This is a genomic window from Halomonas rhizosphaerae, assembly GCF_030012485.1.
GTDB lineage: Bacteria > Pseudomonadota > Gammaproteobacteria > Pseudomonadales > Halomonadaceae > Halomonas > Halomonas rhizosphaerae.
On record NZ_JASCQQ010000026.1, the window covers coordinates 37,132 to 54,707 of the forward strand.

Below are 17,576 nucleotides of genomic sequence, written 5' to 3' on the forward strand. Positions count from 1 at the left end.
AGGCCTTTTTGTGCGGCGCAACATGAAGAGGGACATATCCGTCCAGTACCACGCCGTCGGCCATGAACAACGACGCCCGGCCGGGGCCGGGCGTCGCGGGGAGGGGCGAATGCGTGCCGCTCAGTGCTCGCCGAACAGGTGCCGGCGGGCCTCCTCATCCATCTCCACCCCGTTGCTCGGGTTGACCCGCTCGACCAGCGCATAGGCCCGCTGCACCGCCGGGCGCGCCTCGATGGCCTGCATCCAGCGCAATACCTCGGGAAACGCCTCGATGTCCTGGCCCTGCCTCTCCCAGGACCTCACCCAGGGGTAGGTCGCCATGTCGGCAATGGAGTAGGCGTCGCCCCCCAGGTAGTCGTGGTCCTGCAGGCGCCGGTCCAGCACGCCGTAGAGACGGGCGGTCTCCCGGACATAGCGCTGGACGGCGTAGTCAATAGTCTGCGGTGCGTAGTGGCGGAAGTGATGGGACTGACCGGCCATGGGCCCCAGCCCGCCCATCTGCCAGTAGAGCCACTGCAGTACCACATAGCGCTCGCGCCCGGCTCCGGGCAGGAAGCGGCCCGTCTTGTCGGCCAGGTACTCGAGGATGGCCCCTGACTCGAACAGCCCCAGGGGCTGGCCGCCATCCACCGGCGCCCGGTCGACGATGGCCGGGATGCGGTTGTTGGGGGCGATCTCGAGGAACTCCTCGGAAAACTGCTCGCCACGGCCGATATTGACCGGCTTGACGACATACTCGAGCCCCGCCTCCTCCAGGAAGATCGAGACCTTGTGCCCGTTGGGCGTCGTCCAGTAGTAGAGGTCGATCACCGCTCTCCTCCTCGGGCCCTTCGCCTCAGCGATAGGCTCCCTCGATGTCGGTGATGCGCAGGGCCTTGCGCCCCAGGCCGCCGTGCTGGTCGAGCATGCGCTCGAGCCAGCCATGTACCGGGTCGGCGTTGGAGACCAGGTCGGCGCTGGAGACACAGCGTGCCCACATGAAGCTTCCGAAGACGAGGTAGTCGGCGCCGGCCGGGGCCTCGCCGTCGAGGAAGTCGGCCTCCTTGAGCCGGCCGCGCAGCGGTTCCAGGGCCGCATCCAGCTGGGCCAGCCCCTTGGCCGGGGAGTGGAACTCCTCCAGGGTCCGGCCGAAGCGCTTCTCGCGGGTCTCGCGGAAGTAGGCCCGGTCGTCGGGATGGATGGCGTTGAGCAGGTCCATGACGATGGTGCGCATCATCGCCGGGGCCAGTGAACGCTCGGCATAGTGCTTGAAGAAGCACCCACGCGCCTCGGCCAGGCCCCCGCCCAGCAGTGGCGCCTCGGGATAGGTGCGGTCGAGGTAGCGCAGGATCTCGTAGCTGTCGGTGACCACCGCGTCCCCGTCGACCAGCACCGGCACCTTGTCATGCTCGGCGAAGGCCAGGGCCTGCTTCTCGGAGAAGCGCCAGGGCCGCGTCTGAACCTCCAGCCCCTTGTGGGCCAGGGCGTAGCGTACTCGCCAACAGAAGGGAGAGAAGCGCAGCCCCTCGTCAATGCCGCAGAGATCATAGAGCACCCGTGTCATGCCGCCTCCTGGTATCCGGTCATGGGTATGGCCCGATAGTGCCAGCCTTTGCCGCACACCGCCAACGCCGTCGCAGGCGGGTCGCCCGGCGACAACGGCTTGTCCATTAGTCTAATATCCCGCGCGGAAGCGAGAGGATCCCGCCTGCCGGCATGCCGCGGAAGCCCCTGAATCAGCGGCTATTTCAGAAAAATCCGTTGCATTCCGGCGCCCTTGAGGATTGGTCATACCAGTTATCCAGCAATGGTCAAGCCCTACACTTGCGCTTTAAGGTGCGCCCTTCTTCATGCCCCGCACGGTCGGGGAGGCTCCACGACCAACCGTTCCAACGTGAAAGGAACCCCTCCATGAACGAAACGATACTCGCACTTCTCGCCTTTGTGCCCCTGGTGCTGGCAGGTGTGTTGCTGATCGGCTTTCGCATGCCCGCCAAGACCGCCATGCCGGTGGTTTTCGTGGTCTCGGCGCTGATCGCCCTGTTCGCCTGGGAGATGAGCTTCAACCGGGTTCTGGCCTCGACCCTGCAGGGGCTGATGCTCACCGTCTCGATCCTGTGGATCATCTTCGGCGCCATCCTGCTGCTCAACACCCTGAAGCACTCGGGCGGCATCACCGCGATCCGCAAGGGCTTCTCGGGCATCAGCCCCGACCGCCGTGTACAGGCGCTTATCGTCGCCTGGCTGTTCGGCTGCTTCATCGAGGGCGCTTCCGGCTTCGGCACCCCCGCCGCCGTGGCCGCCCCGCTGATGGTGGCGCTGGGATTCCCGGCCCTGGCCGCCGTGGTGGTGGGCATGATGATCCAGTCCACGCCGGTGTCGTTCGGTGCCGTGGGCACGCCCATCGTGGTGGGGGTCTCCGGTGGCCTGGATCGCGCCGGCATCACCGAGACCCTCGAGTCCGGCGGCTCCAGTTGGGAGGTCTTCTTTCGGCTGGTGACCAGCGAGGTAGCCATCACCCACGGCATCGTCGGCGTCCTGATGCCGCTGATCATGGTGGTGGTCATGGTGCGCTTCTTCGGGGCCAACAAATCCTGGAAGGAAGGGCTCTCCATCACCCCCTTCGCCATCTTCACCGGTGTCTGCTTCGTGGTGCCCTACATGCTGGCGGGCGTGCTGCTGGGGCCGGAGTTCCCGTCGATGATCGGCGCCATGGTCGGCCTGGCCATCGTCGTGCCCGCCGCGCAAAGGGGTTTCCTGATTCCCAAGGACACCTGGGACTTCCCGGACGCCAAGTCATGGCCGGACGCATGGATCGGCAAGCTGGTGATCAAGACCGAAGACATCGTGGGCAAGAGCCCGATCACCACCCTGATGGGTTGGGTGCCCTATGTGCTGCTGGCCGTGTTCCTGGTGGCCTCGCGCACTATCGAACCGCTCAAGAATGCGCTGACCTCGCTGAGCCTCGGCTGGAGCAATATCCTCGGCGAGACCGGTGTTTCTGGCAGTATCGAACCGCTCTACCTGCCCGGCGGCATCATCCTGATGGTGGTGGCGGTGACCTACTTCCTGCACCGCATGAACGCACGCGAGATGTCGGCGGCCATCCATGAGTCGACCAAGACCATCTTCGGTGCCGGCTTCGTGCTGATCTTTACCATTCCCATGGTGCGGATCCTGATCAACTCCGGCGTCAATGCCGCCGACCTGGTCTCGATGCCGGTGGCCATGGCCCAGTTCGTCGCCGACGGGGTGGGCGGAGTCTATCCGTTCTTCGCTCCAGCCGTGGGTGGGCTGGGGGCCTTCATCGCCGGTTCGAACACCGTCTCGAACCTGATGCTCTCCGACTTCCAGTTCAACGTCGCTCAGCAGCTCGGCGTCTCCACCGCCATGATGGTCGCCCTGCAGGCCGTGGGCGCCGCGGCAGGCAACATGATCGCCATCCACAACGTGGTCGCGGCCTCCGCCACCGTGGGCCTGCTGGGCCGCGAGGGCGAGACCATCCGCAAGACCATCCTGCCGACGATCTACTACCTGGTTGCCGCCGGGTTCATCGGGCTGGTGGCCTTCTATGTGCTCGGCATATCGGACCCGCTGATGGGCAGCTAGCCGCCCTCAGGGCATTCCGCGTGCAACAGAACGCCCCGGTCGATCGCCGGGGCGTTCTGTCGTCTGCCGCTCGCTCTTTTCCGCGAGCTGTATCAGGCTGAAACGCATACCGCACGGGAGAGCCGAGACGTGACCGACCGCAAGCGTTTCTGGCGCCGCAAGCGCTGGTACCTGATGGCCTTCCTGCTCGTCTATGCGGGGGTGCTGGGCTATCACCAGTTCAAGCCACTGCCGGACGGCATCTCCTACGCGAGCGAGGTGTACCGCGTCGACGAAGCGGGCTTCTTCCGTGATCTCACCCACCATGAAGGCGACGAACGTCACGTCGACCAGCAGATCTTCCCGCGGCTCTGGCGGCTGATCGACGAGGCGGACGATTTCATCGTGATCGATGTGTTCATGATGAACGGCCTGGTCAATGAGCCGTCGCAGGGCTATCCACCGCTCAGCGATACCCTCCTGGCACATCTGCTCGCCAAGCGAGAGGCCCATCCGGACATGCCGATCGTGTTCATCACCGACGAGGTCAACACCGGTTACGGCTCCTACGCGGGGGACTGGCTGGTGCCCCTGAAGGAAGCGGATATCGAGGTGGTGATCACAGACCTCGAGCCGCTCAGGGACTCGACCCCGATCTACTCGACGCTTTGGCGCATGGGGATTCAGTGGTTCGGCCAGGAGGGCCACGGCTGGCTCGCCAATCCCTTCGTCGACGACGGGCCACGCCTGACGCTGCGCTCCTACCTGAAGCTCTTCAACATCAAGGCCAACCACCGCAAGGTGTTCATCACCGAGGATGCCGCGCTGGTCGCCTCGGCCAATGTCCATGACGAATCGGGCTTTCACGAAAATGTCGCCTTCGAGGTCGACGGGCCGATCATTGCCGAGATGCTCAAGGCCGAACAGGCGGTGGTGGATCTCGGCGACAGCGGTGTCAGCCTGCCGCGTTACACCGGGCGGAGTGGCGAAGCGCGGGGAGAACTGAGCCTGCAGTACACCACCGAGGGCCAGACCCTGAGAAAGGTACTGGAGACCCTGGAGACGGCGGACGAGGGGGATGAGCTGTGGCTCGGCATGTACTATCTCGCCGACCGCCACGTGATCAATGCGATAACGGACGCCGCCAACCGCGGCGTCCAGGTCGCGATGATCCTCGACCCCAACGAGACCGCCTTCGGTCGCCGCAAGACCGGGCTCCCCAATCGCCCGGTGGTCGAGGAACTGCTGGAGGACACCGACGGTGCCGTGCAAGTACGCTGGTACGCCGTGGAGATCGAGCAGTACCACCCCAAGATGATGCTCCTGAAGCAGGGTGACCGCGCCACCGTCATCAGTGGGTCGACCAACTTCACCAGACGCAACCTCGCCGACTTCAATCTCGAGGCGAGTCTGCTGATCGAGGGGCCGGCGGATGCCCGGGTGATGCGCGAGGTGGAGGCCTATTTCTTGACGCTATGGCTCAACCGCGGCGGTACCTACACCCTCGATCAGACGGAGTACCAGAACGTGCTGACGGCCTGGCAACGCGTCATCTACGCGGCGCAGACCTATCTGGGCCTGACCACCTTCTGAGGGGCGTCAGCCGATGCGGGTCAGGTCGGTGGCATGGCGTCGGCCACGCTCCACGTAGCCCTCGGCATTCTTCCTCAGGCCCTCGATGGCCTCGGTAGAGAGCTCGCGCACCACCCTGGCCGGCGCCCCCACGATCAGCGAGCCGTCCGGGAAGCTAGCCCCCTCCTTGACCACCGCCCCGGCCGCCACCAGGCAGTTCCTGCCGATCACCGCGCCGTTGAGGATCACCGCCTGGATCCCCACCAGGCTGCCGTCGCCGACGGTGCAACCATGCAGCATGGCCTGGTGCCCCACCGTCACGCCCGTGCCGACCGTGAGCGGGTAGCCGGGGTCGGCGTGCAGCACCGCCCCGTCCTGGATATTGCTGCCCTCGCCGACCTCGAGGTGGTCGGTGTCGCCGCGCAGCACCGCCTGGTACCAGACGCTGGCGTTGCGCTTGAGGGTGACCCGACCGATCACATCGGCCGTCTCGGCCACGTAGACGTCGTCACCGATCGCGGGACGGTCGTCGCCATACTGATAGATCGCCATGGATAGGGTCTCCTGTGGATGATGAAAGGCCCGCTCAGGCCCCCGCCCGGGCCACGAAGGTCCGGAAGGCGGCCAGGATGCGGGGGATAGCATCGTCGCTGATGTCCAGGTGCAGGACCAGGCGGGTGGTCGCGCCCACGGCCGCCAGGATCCCCCGGGACGCCAGGTGCGCCTCCAGGGCCCTCCCGTCGGCCTCGCGCACCGCCAGGAAGACCATGTTGGTGTCGCAGGCCTGCACCGCGATCCCCTCGATATCGGCCAGCCCGTCCGCCAGCTGCCGGGCACGGGCGTGATCCTCGGCCAGCCGCCCGACGTGATGCTCCAGGGCATGGTGACACCCCGCCGCCAGGATGCCGACCTGGCGCATGCCGCCGCCCAGGGTCTTGCGCCAGCGACGCGCCCTGGCGATGAAGGCCTCATTGCCCACCAGCACCGAGCCGACCGGGGCCCCCAGTCCCTTGGAGAAGCACAGCGACACGGAGTCGAAGCCCTCGCACAGCGCCGCCAGGGGCCGTCCACTGGCCACCGCCGCGTTGAACAGGCGAGCGCCATCCAGGTGGGTGGCCAGGCCATGGGCGCGTGCCAGGGCAATGGCCTCGGTCTGGTAGTCGGCGGGCAACACCCGGCCGCGGAAGGTGTTCTCCAGGGCCAGCAGCCGCGTCCGTGCATGGTGGATGTCCGCCCCCTTGATCGCGGCCTGCACCTTGTCCAGGGGCAGGGTGCCATCGGGGTCATGCTCGATGGGCTGGGCCTGGATGCCGCCGAGGGCCGCGGCACCGCCCCCCTCGTCGCGGTAGATATGCGCGAGCTGGCCGGCGATGAACGCGTCGCCGCGCTGGCAGTGCGTCAGCAGGGCCGCCAGGTTGCTCTGGGTGCCCGAGGGAAGGAAGAGCCCGGCGGCCTTGCCCGCCCGCTCGGCCACGGCGGCCTCGAGGGCGGCGACCGTGGGATCGTCGCCCCAGACGTCATCGCCGACCTCGGCCCGCGCCATGGCCTCGCGCATGGCCGGGGTGGGCCGCGTCACGGTGTCACTGCGCAGATCGATCATGGTCAACCGCCTCGTTCGGGTGTCGGGGAAGGGAGCCGACGGCCCCCTGTGCGGGGCGCCGCCGGCCGCGGTCTCAGGCCAGCGCGCGCTCGAGGAGCCGGGCCACATGGAGGGCCTCCCGGCCGCTGCCGTCCCGGATCTGGTGGCGGCAGCTGGTGCCGTCGGCCACCAGCACGGCATCCTCGGCGGCCTCGCGGATCGCCGGCAGCAGCGACAGCTCGGCCATCTGCATCGAGGCGTCGTAATGCTCCGCCTCGTAGCCGAAGCTGCCCGCCATGCCGCAGCAGGAGGACGCGATGGTCTCTACCTCGAGGCCGGGGATCCAGGAGAGCACCTGCTCGACCGGACGCACGGCATCGAAGGCCTTCTGGTGGCAGTGGCCATGCAGCATCGCCCGCGGGTGATCCACCGGCTTGAGGTCGAGCGGCAACTCGCCCGACGCATGGGCCCGGACCAGGAACTCCTCGAACAGGAAGGCCGCCCCGGACAGGGCCTCGGCCTCCTTGCCGAAGCCGTACTGGAGGAACTCGTCGCGCATGGTCAGCAGGCAGGAGGGCTCTAGCCCGACGATCGCCACGCCCCGTCTGACATGGGGCATCAGGTGGTCCAGGGTGCGACGCGCCTCCAGCCGCGCCTTGTCGAACTGCCCGGAGGAGAGGTAGGTCCGTCCGCAGCACAGCGGCCGCTCGCCCTGCCTGACGTTGAGGTGCACCCGGTAGCCGGCGGCTTCCAGCACCCGCTTGGCCGCACGGGCATTCTCGCCTTCCAGGTAGTTGTTGAAGGTATCGACGAACAGCAGCACCTCCCGCGGGGCCTGGACCACCTCACCCTGCGATTCGGCGAGGAAGTTGCCGCAGAAACGCGGGAAGTCGCGCTGCGCCGCGAGCCCCAGGGTCGCCTTGACCCGGCGCGAGAGGAACGGCACGCGTTCCACGGCACCGAGCAGGCCGGAGAACCGACTGGCCCAGGGCGCATAGCGAGGCATCTCGCCGACCATGCGATCGCGCCACGACAGCCCTCGGGCCTTCGCCCGGGCAGTGCGTGCCTCGATCTTGAACTTGGCCATGTCGACACCGGTGGGACAGTCGCGCTTGCAGCCCTTGCAGGAGACGCAGAGGTCGAGCGCCTCCTTGACGTCGTCGCTTGCCAGCCCCTCATCGCCGAGCTGGCCGGAGAGCACCAGGCGCAGGGTGTTCGCACGCCCCCGGGTGAGGTGCTGCTCGTCGCGGGTGATGCGATAGCTCGGGCACATGGTGCCGGCATCGAACTTGCGGCAGTGGCCGTTGTTGTTGCACATCTCCACCGCCATGGCCAGGCCATGGGTGGGGTCGCCGGCGCTGCCGGGCTCGCCCTGCTCGCCGGTGAGCGGGTCGCGGGTGAGGTTCCACCCCGACCAGTCGAACACCGGGGTCAGCGGGATCCTCCGGTACCCCTTGGAGAAACGGAAGTAGCGCTCGTCATCCATTCTCGGGGTGTCGACGATCTTGCCCGGATTGAGCAGGTTCTCGGGGTCGAAGAGCCGCTTGACCTCCTTGAAGGCGTCGTTGAGGCTCGGCCCGAACTGCCAGGCCACCCACTCGCCCCGGCACAGGCCGTCGCCGTGCTCGCCGGAGTAGGCCCCCTTGTATTCCCGCACCAGGGCGGAGGCCTGCTCGGCGATCTCGCGCATCTTCTCGGCACCGTCGCGGCGCATGTCGAGGATCGGCCGCACGTGCAGGGTGCCCACGCTGGCGTGGGCATACCAGGTACCCTCGGTGCCATGGCGGTGGAACACGTCGGTCAGCCTGTCGGTGTACTCGGCCAGGTGCTCCAGCGGCACCGCGCAGTCCTCGATGAAGGAGACCGGCTTGCCGTCCCCCTTCATGCTCATCATGATGTTGAGCCCGGCCTTGCGTACGTTCCACAGGGCCTGCTGCTCGGCAGGCGCGGGCATGGCCACCACGCTCTCGGGCAGGCCCAGGTCGGCCATCAGCTCGTTCAGGCGCTCGAGAGAGGCGAGCTGGGCCTCGCGCTCCTCGCCGGCGAACTCCACCAGCAGCACGGCCTCGGGCCTGCCGATCAGGGCCTTCTCGATCACCGGGCGGAAGGCCGGGTTCTCCAGCGAGAGGTCGATCATGGTGCGGTCGACCAGTTCCACGGCGGAAGGGTCCAGGGTAACGATGTGCTGGGTGAGGTCCATCGCCTGGTAGAAGGTGGGGAAGTTCACCACCCCGAGCACCTTGTGCTCCGGCAGCGGCGAGAGGCGCAGGGTGATCCGGCGGCTCACGGCGAGGGTGCCCTCGGAGCCCACCAGCAGGTGGGCCAGGTTGACGCGCGCGTCCGGGTCATAGGGCTTGGGGCTCTGGCAGTCGAAGAGGTCGAGGTTGTAGCCGCCGACGCGGCGCAGCACCTTGGGGAAGTGCTCGCGGATCTCGGGGGCCACGCCCTCGGCGATGGCCTTCACCCGCTCGGCCAGTTCGCGCACCCGTCCCGAGGCCGGGAGCTGGTCGACGAACCCGAAGTGCCCCTCGCTGCCGTCGGCCAGCAGCGCGTCCACGCCCAGCACGTTGTGCACCATATTGCCGTAGCGGATCGAGCGCGAGCCGCAGGAGTTGTTGCCGGCCATGCCGCCGATGGTGCACTGGGCACTGGTGGAGACATCCACCGGGTACCAGAGGCCGTGGGGCTTGAGCCAGGCGTTGAGGTGATCGAGCACGATCCCGGGCTCGACCACCACGGTGCGCGCCTCGGGGTCGAACTCGACGATCTCGTCGAGCCCGCGGGTGCTGTCGATCACCAGCGCCTCGCCCACCGTCTGGCCGCACTGGCTGGTGCCGGCGCCGCGCGCCAGTACGGGTACCCCGGCGTCCCGGGCAATCTCCAGCGCCAGCGCCAGGTCCTGCTGGTGGCGGGGAATCGCCACGCCCACCGGCGTGACCTGGTAGATGGAGGCATCCGTCGAGTAGCGGCCCCGCGAGGCGTCGTCGAACAGCACCTCGCCCTCGAGTTCGCGTGACAGCCGGGCCGCCAGGTCGGTGACCGGCTTGATCCGGGCATCGGGGGCCCTGCCGGCCCGGGAATTGTCCTTGAGGGACGTCATGTGATCTTCCTCCGCCATGCGTGGCACTGCCGGTGGTCAGCGGGCGGCCTCGAGGGAGTGGCCGGCGAAGTAGTCCAGCGCGGCCGTCACGCCGCTGCCCTTGAGGGGCACGCCCGCCAGCTTCAGACCCGCCTCGCAGCCGCCCAGGGTAGCGATCAGGGTCAGGTCGTTGCAGTCGCCCAGGTGGCCGATGCGGAACATCTTGCCTTTGGCCTTCCCGAGCCCCGTGCCCAGAGACAGGTCGAAGCGCTCGTAGATGATCCGGCGCACGTCGTCGGCGTCGGTGCCCTCGGGCATCACCACGCCGGTGAGCACCGGCGAGTAGACGGCCGGGTCCTGGCACTGGATCTCCAGCCCCCAGGCCTGAACCGCCGTGCGCACGCCGGCGGCCCAGCGCTGGTGGCGCGCCAGCACGTGCTCCAGCCCCTCCTCGAGCAGCATGTCCAGCGACTCGTTGAGGCCGTAGAGCAGGTTGGTGCTGGGGGTATAGGGCCAGTAGCCGTTCTGGTTGGCCTCGAGGATCTCGTCCCAGGCCCAGAAACTCTTCGGCATGCGGTTGTGGCGGCTCGCCTCGATGGCCTTGTCGGAGACCGCGTTGAAGCTGATGCCGGGCGGCAGCATCAGCCCCTTCTGGGAGCCGGAGATGGTGACGTCGACCCCCCACTCGTCGTGGCGGTAGTCGGCACTGGCCAGCCCCGAGATGGTATCGACCAGCAGCAGCGCCGGATGACCGGCGGCGTCCATGGCGCGACGCACCGCGGCGATGTCGCTGGTCACCCCGGTGGAGGTCTCGTTGTGCACCACGCAGACCGCCTTGAGCTTGTGCCCCGTGTCTTCCCTCAAGCGCGCCTCGATCATGTCGGCCTGCACGCCGTGGCGCCACCCCTCGTAGCCCGGCAGGCCGATGAACTCGGGCTCGAGTTGCAGGCGACGCGCCATCCTGTGCCACAGGGTGGCGAAGTGGCCGGTCTCGAACATCAGCACCTCGTCACCCGGCGAGAGGGTATTGGACAGCGCCGCTTCCCAGGCGCCGGTGCCCGATGCCGGGTAGATGATCACCGGGTTCTCGGTCCTGAAGACGTTCTTGACCTTGCCGAGCAGTTCCCGGCCCAGCGCCCCAAACTCCGGCCCCCGATGGTCGATGGTCGGCAGGCTCATGGCGCGCAGGATGCGATCCGGCACCGGGGAAGGGCCGGGTATCTGCAGGAAGTGGCGGCCGGCGGGATGGAAGTCGAGGTTCAGCATGAGTCAATCTCCGTGCATCTTGTTCTTGGATAATGAATGCAATCCATGTCTCGAAAAGGCGCCTACTTGATGCAGCCCTCGGCCCTCAGGGTCTCGAGCTCCTCGGCAGACAGCCCCATGCCACCGAGCACTTCATCGGTGTGCTGAGCAAACAGCGGCGCTGGATGACGGATCTGCGACGGGGTGCGCGAGAACTTGCTGGGAAAGCCGATGGTTTTCATCTTGCCAATCGTCGGGTGATCCATCTCCTGCACCATCCCGCGCGCCAGGTAGTGCTCGTCGCTCATGGCCTGGGCGAAGTCGTTGATCGGGCCCGCCGGCACCCCGGCCGCGTCACAGCGCGCGAGCCAGTCATCGACGTCGCGCTCGGCCATGAGCGACTCCAGCAGTGCCTCGAGTTCCTCGACATGCTGGCCGCGGTCGTGGTTGGTCAGGAAACGTGAGTCTTCCATCAGCTCGGGGCGTTCCAGCACGTCCCGGGCGAACCGTTCCCAGGTGCGCTGGTTGGCGCAGCCCAGCATCAGGTAGCCGTCACGGGCCTTGACCGCCTGGTAGGGGGCCGAGACCCGATGGCGCCAGCCGGTAGGCTCGGGTACCCGGCCCTCGGCAAAGTAGGCCGCCGCCTCCCAGGTGAACCAGGGCAGGCCACACTCGGTGATGGCGATGTCGATGTGCTGGCCCTCGCCGGTGTTCATCCGGTGAATGACGGCGGCCAGGATGGAGTAGGTGGCGGTCAGCCCGGCACCGATATCGTAGACCGCGATGCCGGTCTTGAGCGGACGACGCCCCGGCTCGCCGGTCATCGACATCAGCCCGGTCATGCCCTGGGCGACCAGGTCGAAACCGCCCTTGTGCTTATAGGGGCCGGTCTGGCCGTAGCCGGAAATCGAGCAGTAGACGATGCCCGGGTTGATCGCCTTGATGGTGTCGTAGTCGATCGCCAGCGACTGGGTGACCCCGGTGCGGTAGTTCTCGACGATGACGTCGGCATCGCGCGCCAGGCGATAGAAGATATCCCGGGCCCGGTCCTCCTTGAGGTTGAGGGAGATGCTCTTCTTGTTGCGGTTGATCTGCGAGAAGCAGGTCGACTCGTCGTTGACGTAGGGGCCCATCTGGCGGCTGTCGTCGCCGCCGTTGAGCTTCTCGACCTTGATCACCTCCGCGCCCATGTCGGCCAGCACCATGGTGCAGTAGGGGCCGGCCATGATCTGGGAGATGTCGAGGACCTTGAGGTTCTGCAGTGGCAGCATCGGTGTGCTCCCTCCTTGGGGGTCTGTCGGCATGGCTAGCGGCCCGTCCACTCGAAGGGCGTCTTGTGGACGAACCGGTTCACCGCCGCCTTGAAGTCGTCGCTCATGTAGCAGGTAGTGACCCAGTCGTCCCCGGCCTCGGGGTCGGGACGACGTTCGGCCAGCACCCGTCCCACCAGCGCCTTGCTGGCCTGGACGGTGAGCGGGGCGCGCCCCGCGAACTCGGCGGCGATGGCGGCCACTTCCTCATGGATCACCCCGGCGTCGAACACCCCGTTGACCAGCCCCGCCTCGCGGGCCTCCTCGGCGTCGAACAGCCGGCCCATCATCAGCGCCTCCTTGGTGCGGGCCACGCCGACCATGTCGACCAGCCGCGAGACGTTGGTCATCGACAGGGTGTTGCCGAGCGTCCTGGCGATGGGCACGCCGAACTTCATGGTGGGCGTGCAGTAGCGGAAGTCGCAGACCAGCGCCAGGGCCGCCCCGCCCCCCACGCAGGCCCCCTCGACCAGGGCGATGGTGGGCCTGGGCAGGGCCTCGAGCTTGCCCACCACCCGGTCGATGCGCCGCTCGTAGCCGATGGCATCCTCGGGGGCGGCGAAGTGCGTGAACTGGGTGATGTCGGTGCCGGCCACGAAGGCCTCGCCCCCCACCCCGTGCAGCACCACCGCCACCACCGAGTCATCCTCCGCGAGCCGGTCGCAGCAGGCCTCCAGGGCGTCGTACATCGCCCAGGTCATGGCGTTGCGGTTCGCCGGGCGATTGAAGCCGATCCAGGCGATTCCGCCCTCGCGGCGGACGATCAGGGCATCGTCGGACATGGGAATCCTCCCCTCGGGATCATCGGGTTCATCGGTAGAACAGCTCCACCAGGCCCATGGGGACCACCGGCACGTAGGTGACCAGCATCAGCAACACGAACAGCAGGATCATGAAGGGCACGTTGGCCTTGGCCACGTCCCAGATGTCCGCCTTGGCCACCGAGCAGGCCGTCATCAGCACGCTCGCCACCGGAGGGGTCTGCTGGCCGATGGCCAGGTTGAGGGTGACGATCATGCCGAAGTGGACCGGATCGATGCCGACCATCATCACCAGCGGCATGACGATGGGCACGGTGAGGATGATGGCGGCCGCCGAATGCAGGATCATGCCGATCGCCAGCAGGAAGACGTTGAGCAGCGCCAGCACCATGTACTTGTTGCTGGTGAAGTCGCCGATCACCGCGGCCAGCGTCTGGGGCAGCTGGGCGCGGGTGAGGAAGTCCCCGAGCAGGGCGGAGCTCGCCACCAGCAGCATGACCACGGCGGTCTGCACCCCGCCCTCGACCATGGCCCCGCGCAGCGTACTCCAGCGCAGCTCGCCGTAGCGGAAGCTGATCAGCAGCGCCGCCAGCACCGCCAGGGCGGCGCCCTCGGTGGCGGTCATGAAGCCGCCGAAGATACCGCCGAGGATGATCAGCGGCAGCAGGAAGGCGAGGCTCGCCGCCTTGAAGGTGGCCCACACCCGGGACAGCCGGAAGGTCTCCTCGACGGGGTAGTTGTAGCGGACGGCGAAGTACCAGGCGAGCGCCATCATCGACAGCCCGCCGAGCAGGCCGGGGACGATGCCGGCCACGAACAGCTGCACCACCGAGGTATCGGCCATGGCGGCGTAGAGGATCATCGGGATGGACGGCGGGATGATGATCGCCAGCGACGCCGAGGACGAGGTGATCGCGGCGGTGAAGTCCGCCGGATAGCCCTTCTTCTTCATCGCCGGCATCAGGATGGAGCCGAGGGCGGCGACGTCGGCCACTGCCGAGCCCGAGATCTCGGCGAAGAACAGCGAGGTGCCGATGTTGACCATTGCCAGCCCGCCGCGGATGAAGCCGAGCAGCGCCGAGGCGAAGTCGATCAGCCGCCGGGAGATGCCTCCCGTATTCATGATCGCCCCGGCCAGCACGAACAGCGGGATGGCGATCAGCGGGAACTTGGTCGAGCCATCGAACATCACGATGGGGAAGCTGAGCAGGCTGTTCGGCCCCTGCAGCACCAGCATGGCGACCAGGGATACGGCGCCCAGCGCCACGGCGATGGGCACGTTGATGAAGATCATCGCCAGCCCGGAGAGCAGGATCAGGGCAGTCGTCATTGCAGTTCCTCCACGATGTCCTGCTCCGAGGGCGGGCGCCTGCCCTGCCAGGCCTCACGGAGGATGGTGGGCAGGTTGATCAGCTCGGCGATCACGTAGAGCCCGGCGCCGATGGGGATGGTCGACTGGGTGACGGCGATCGGGATCGGCACGCTGACCAGGGTTGAGCCGCCGAGGATCTGGATGGTGCGCACGCCATAGAAGGCAAGCAGCACGAAGAAGGTGATGATGATGGCCTCGCCGATCAACACCAGAGTCACGCGCACCACCGGTGGCCGCGAGTAGACCAGGCCGGGCACGCTGATATGGGCACGCTTGAGGGCGGCGAGAGCGGCGCCGTAATAGGTCACCCAGGCCAGCATCACGGCCGCCACCTCGTCGTACCAGCCGAGAGAGTTGCCGGTAAAGCGAAAGGTGACACCGAGCAGCACGACCACCGCCAGGGAAACCACCAGCAGCATGGTGATGACTTCGAGCAGCCACTCGAAGCCGGATCGCAGTCTCGCAAGGGACATGGAAGCCACTCCGTCGAGCAGAGGAGGGAGACCGCCCCGGGTGTGGGGCGGTCCTCGGTCGGGGGTTCGAAGCGGGCTACTCTTCCTGGCCGAGCGCCAGTACGCGGTCGACCAGGTCGCCGCCGCCTTCCACTTCCTCGTCGAAGAGATCGTAGATGGGACCGCTGGCATCGATGAACGCCTGCTTGTCGGCCTCGTTGACCTCCATGCCGGCAGCCTCCATCTCGCCGAGGAGCTCCTCATCCTGCCGGGCAGCGGTCTCGTAGACGAAGTCCTGGACCTCCCGGGCCGTCTCCGCCAGCACGTCGCGGACGTCCTCGGGCAGGTCCTCCCAGTGGTTGCTGGAGACCACCACATAGGCCGGCGTGTAGACGTGGTTGGTCATGGACAGGTAGTCCTGGACCTCCTGGAACTTCTGGGAGTAGATCTGCACCAGGGGGTTCTCCTGGCCATCCATGGTGCCGGTCTGCAGCGCGGTGAACACCTCGGAGAGGGCCATGGGCGACGGGTTGGCGCCGTACTCCTCGAACATGCGTACCCGCCAGGTGCCCTTGGGCGTGCGCAGCTTGAGGCCGTCCAGGTCCTCGGGCGTGTTGATGGGCCGCTCGTTGTTGGTGATCTGGCGGAAGCCGTTCTCCCACACGGCGAGGATCTTGTAGCCCTCCTCCTCCGCCAGCGGGAAGAGGTCGGGTTCGAGGACCTCATCGATGACCCGCTTCATGTGCTCCCGATCCTTGATCAGGTAGGGCATCTCGAACAGGCCGAACTCGTCGACCACCGAAGACATGACGGTGGACGGCAGCGTGAAGGTCAGCTGGCCGAGCTTGAGCTTCTGCATCATGGAGCTGTCGCCGCCCAGCTGGCTCGACCCGTAGACCACTACCTCGTAGTCGTCGCCCAGCCGCTCGTTGGCCCGCTCGGCGAACTCCTTGGCGGAGGCATCGAACAGCGAACCGGGATTGCCCACGTGACCGAACTGCAGCTCGGTCTGGGCGAGACCGAGCGCTGGCGTCAGGCTCAGGGCCAGTGAGGCGCTGGCGAATGCTGTCTTGATCATCTTCATCGGATACTCCAGTGCTGACTTGTTGTTGTAGGTGTCCTGCCCGGTTGTGGCGCCTTCCCGGGCAGTCTCCAGGCCGTGGCGGCTCATGGAGGGCCACCCGGGGTACCCCGGCGGCCCGAGTCATCCTCGGCCATCCAACGGCGCGGTGAGTCCGACCGTCACGAATTCAATCTGAATTCAAAATTCATTATTCGGTATTAAACTTTGGTCGAGCGCGACCCCCGGATCAGTCGGGCTCCAGCCCCCAGGCCAGTCCCGCCGCCTCGATGCCGGCGATGGCGGCGGCCTCGTCCTCGCCCGATGAGGCGCCACTGGCGCCGACGGCGCCGATCACCCGGGCGTCGTCGTCAAGGATCAGTACCCCGCCGGGCACCGGGACGAAGTGCCCGCCCGAGGCTGCGGCCACGCTGGCGAGGAAGGCCGGTCGCTCGGCATTGCGGGCGCCGACCACGCCGCTCGAGGCGCCATTGCCCAGGGCGGCGAAGGCCTTGCCCTGCGCTACCGGGAAGCGCAGCGGGGCACAGCCGTCCTCGCGCTCGGCGGCGACGACGTGCCCGCCACCGTCGAGCACCACCACCGTGAGAGGCTCCATCGAGGCCTCACGCGCCCTGGCGAAGGCCCCGTCGAGAATGGCTCTGGCCCGGGAACGGCCAAGCTGGAACTGACTACGGAAGACCTTGCCGGCCATGGGAGACTCCTGAATGTTCGTCGAGGTGGATATTGGTTGTATTTTGAATTCATAATACCTTTCGTGAAATAATGCCAGCCTGGTCCGTCCCCACCCGAGGGGGAACCGGCAGGCCCGGCAACGCGGCCGGCGCCCCGGCCGGGACCACCAAGGACGCCATTGCCTCGAGGGACCCATGCCATGAGCAAGATCCATCATCGCAGCCTCTACCTGGAAGTGGCCGACCGCGTCCGCGAACTCATCGAGCAGGGGGATCTCGCACCGGGCGAGCGGATATCGGAGAAGCAGCTCTGCGAGCGGTTCGGGGTGTCCCGTACGCCGCTGCGGGAGGCGCTGAAGGTGCTCGCCTCCGAGGGTCTGGTCGAGCTGCTGCCCAATCGCGGCGCCAGGGTCGTGCGCCTGACCCTGAAGATGGTCAAGGATACCTACGACCTGATGGGGGCCCTCGAGGGGCTGGCAGGCGAGCTCGCCTGCCAGAACATCAGCGACGAGGAGATCAAGGTCATCCGCGCGCTGCATGACGAGATGCTCCGGCACTATCGCGATCGCAACCTGCCGGACTACTTCCAGGTCAACCAGAGGATCCATGAGGGGATCCTGTCCGCCTCGGCGAACGAGGTGCTTCAGGAGACCTACAGCAACCTCAACCAGCGAGTGAAACGGGTCCGCTACTCGAAGAAGATGACCGACGACTTCTGGCGCAAGGCCGTCCAGGACCACGAGCACATGATCCTTGCCCTGGAGGCGCGAGACGGCAAGCGCCTGGGACAGATCCTCCGTGACCATCTCTGCAACAAGCTCGAGGTGGCCTCCCTCGCCGGCGTGATCGAGGACGAGACCACCCTCGATGTCGCCACCTCCTGACCC

15 protein-coding genes are annotated in these 17,576 nt (G+C 67.1%); 3 read left to right on the forward strand and 12 right to left on the reverse strand.

The features are described 5' to 3' along the window. Positions 1-120 precede the first annotated feature (120 nt). Together QLQ86_RS10645 and QLQ86_RS10650 are read right to left on the reverse strand one after the other, a co-directional pair. Entirely contained in the window at positions 121-810 is a 690-nt protein-coding gene (locus QLQ86_RS10645; RefSeq protein WP_282735278.1) for a glutathione binding-like protein, read from the reverse strand. 25 nt (positions 811-835) lie between these two features. Further along, positions 836-1,543 carry a glutathione S-transferase N-terminal domain-containing protein gene (locus QLQ86_RS10650; RefSeq protein ID WP_282816912.1) on the reverse strand — a complete coding sequence of 236 codons (708 nt, stop codon included), beginning with the start codon at positions 1,541-1,543 and terminating at the stop codon, positions 836-838. 347 nt (positions 1,544-1,890) lie between these two features. On the opposite strand from QLQ86_RS10650, the gene QLQ86_RS10655 reads away from it, so the two are divergent. Together QLQ86_RS10655 and QLQ86_RS10660 are read left to right on the forward strand one after the other, a co-directional pair. Beyond that, a complete protein-coding gene (locus QLQ86_RS10655) occupies positions 1,891-3,588 on the forward strand; it encodes an L-lactate permease (RefSeq protein ID WP_282735276.1) in 1,698 nt (565 codons plus the stop codon). Between the two features lie 129 nt (positions 3,589-3,717). Continuing rightward, positions 3,718-5,160, forward strand: coding sequence for a phospholipase D family protein (locus QLQ86_RS10660; RefSeq protein WP_282816913.1), 1,443 nt, complete (start codon positions 3,718-3,720; stop codon positions 5,158-5,160). 6 nt (positions 5,161-5,166) lie between these two features. Here QLQ86_RS10660 and QLQ86_RS10665 read toward each other — a convergent pair whose 3' ends face one another. The 10 genes from QLQ86_RS10665 to QLQ86_RS10710 form a co-directional block, all read right to left on the reverse strand. After that, positions 5,167-5,691, reverse strand: a complete 525-nt coding sequence (locus QLQ86_RS10665) for a gamma carbonic anhydrase family protein (protein WP_282735274.1) — start codon at positions 5,689-5,691, stop codon at positions 5,167-5,169. A 34-nt stretch (positions 5,692-5,725) separates the two neighbouring features. Next, positions 5,726-6,739, reverse strand: coding sequence for a low-specificity L-threonine aldolase (gene ltaE, locus QLQ86_RS10670; RefSeq protein ID WP_282735273.1), 1,014 nt, complete (start codon positions 6,737-6,739; stop codon positions 5,726-5,728). A gap of 73 nt (positions 6,740-6,812) precedes the next feature. After that, positions 6,813-9,818 carry an FAD-binding and (Fe-S)-binding domain-containing protein gene (locus QLQ86_RS10675; RefSeq protein WP_282816914.1) on the reverse strand — a complete coding sequence of 1,002 codons (3,006 nt, stop codon included), beginning with the start codon at positions 9,816-9,818 and terminating at the stop codon, positions 6,813-6,815. Between the two features lie 36 nt (positions 9,819-9,854). After that, positions 9,855-11,063, reverse strand: a complete 1,209-nt coding sequence (locus QLQ86_RS10680; RefSeq protein ID WP_282735271.1) for a pyridoxal-phosphate-dependent aminotransferase family protein — start codon at positions 11,061-11,063, stop codon at positions 9,855-9,857. 62 nt (positions 11,064-11,125) lie between these two features. Next, the gene (locus tag QLQ86_RS10685) at positions 11,126-12,313 is read right to left on the reverse strand and encodes a CaiB/BaiF CoA transferase family protein (protein WP_282816915.1); all 1,188 of its coding nucleotides are present in this window, start codon (positions 12,311-12,313) and stop codon (positions 11,126-11,128) included. Positions 12,314-12,348: 35 nt separating this feature from the next. After that, positions 12,349-13,134, reverse strand: coding sequence for an enoyl-CoA hydratase/isomerase family protein (locus QLQ86_RS10690; protein WP_282816916.1), 786 nt, complete (start codon positions 13,132-13,134; stop codon positions 12,349-12,351). Between the two features lie 28 nt (positions 13,135-13,162). After that, positions 13,163-14,443, reverse strand: a complete 1,281-nt coding sequence (locus QLQ86_RS10695) for a TRAP transporter large permease (RefSeq protein ID WP_282735268.1) — start codon at positions 14,441-14,443, stop codon at positions 13,163-13,165. Then, complete coding sequence (locus tag QLQ86_RS10700) at positions 14,440-14,958, reverse strand: TRAP transporter small permease (RefSeq protein WP_282735267.1); 519 nt, start codon at positions 14,956-14,958, stop codon at positions 14,440-14,442. Before QLQ86_RS10700 ends, QLQ86_RS10695 begins: the two co-directional genes overlap by 4 nt. A gap of 76 nt (positions 14,959-15,034) precedes the next feature. After that, complete coding sequence (locus tag QLQ86_RS10705; RefSeq protein ID WP_282735266.1) at positions 15,035-16,108, reverse strand: TRAP transporter substrate-binding protein; 1,074 nt, start codon at positions 16,106-16,108, stop codon at positions 15,035-15,037. A 139-nt stretch (positions 16,109-16,247) separates the two neighbouring features. Continuing rightward, positions 16,248-16,709 carry a GlcG/HbpS family heme-binding protein gene (locus QLQ86_RS10710; RefSeq protein WP_282735265.1) on the reverse strand — a complete coding sequence of 154 codons (462 nt, stop codon included), beginning with the start codon at positions 16,707-16,709 and terminating at the stop codon, positions 16,248-16,250. 180 nt (positions 16,710-16,889) lie between these two features. Here QLQ86_RS10710 and QLQ86_RS10715 point away from each other — a divergent pair, with 180 nt between their 5' ends. Then, positions 16,890-17,573 carry a GntR family transcriptional regulator gene (locus QLQ86_RS10715; RefSeq protein WP_282816917.1) on the forward strand — a complete coding sequence of 228 codons (684 nt, stop codon included), beginning with the start codon at positions 16,890-16,892 and terminating at the stop codon, positions 17,571-17,573. The last annotated feature ends 3 nt before the right edge of the window (positions 17,574-17,576 follow it).

Excerpts from the sequence above, each read along its gene's own strand:
- QLQ86_RS10710 (WP_282735265.1), bottom strand. The coding sequence starts at position 16,709 with ATGGCCGGCAAGGTCTTCCGTAGTCAGTTCCAGCTTGGCCGTTCCCGG.
- QLQ86_RS10715 (WP_282816917.1), top strand. The coding sequence starts at position 16,890 with ATGAGCAAGATCCATCATCGCAGCCTCTACCTGGAAGTGGCCGACCGC.
- QLQ86_RS10685 (WP_282816915.1), bottom strand. The coding sequence starts at position 12,313 with ATGCTGCCACTGCAGAACCTCAAGGTCCTCGACATCTCCCAGATCATG.
- QLQ86_RS10690 (WP_282816916.1), bottom strand. The coding sequence starts at position 13,134 with ATGTCCGACGATGCCCTGATCGTCCGCCGCGAGGGCGGAATCGCCTGG.
- ltaE (WP_282735273.1), bottom strand. The coding sequence starts at position 6,739 with ATGATCGATCTGCGCAGTGACACCGTGACGCGGCCCACCCCGGCCATG.
- QLQ86_RS10705 (WP_282735266.1), bottom strand. The coding sequence starts at position 16,108 with ATGAGCCGCCACGGCCTGGAGACTGCCCGGGAAGGCGCCACAACCGGG.
- QLQ86_RS10675 (WP_282816914.1), bottom strand. The coding sequence starts at position 9,818 with ATGACGTCCCTCAAGGACAATTCCCGGGCCGGCAGGGCCCCCGATGCC.
- QLQ86_RS10655 (WP_282735276.1), top strand. The coding sequence starts at position 1,891 with ATGAACGAAACGATACTCGCACTTCTCGCCTTTGTGCCCCTGGTGCTG.
- QLQ86_RS10680 (WP_282735271.1), bottom strand. The coding sequence starts at position 11,063 with ATGCTGAACCTCGACTTCCATCCCGCCGGCCGCCACTTCCTGCAGATA.
- QLQ86_RS10695 (WP_282735268.1), bottom strand. The coding sequence starts at position 14,443 with ATGACGACTGCCCTGATCCTGCTCTCCGGGCTGGCGATGATCTTCATC.
- QLQ86_RS10665 (WP_282735274.1), bottom strand. The coding sequence starts at position 5,691 with ATGGCGATCTATCAGTATGGCGACGACCGTCCCGCGATCGGTGACGAC.
- QLQ86_RS10700 (WP_282735267.1), bottom strand. The coding sequence starts at position 14,958 with ATGTCCCTTGCGAGACTGCGATCCGGCTTCGAGTGGCTGCTCGAAGTC.
- QLQ86_RS10650 (WP_282816912.1), bottom strand. The coding sequence starts at position 1,543 with ATGACACGGGTGCTCTATGATCTCTGCGGCATTGACGAGGGGCTGCGC.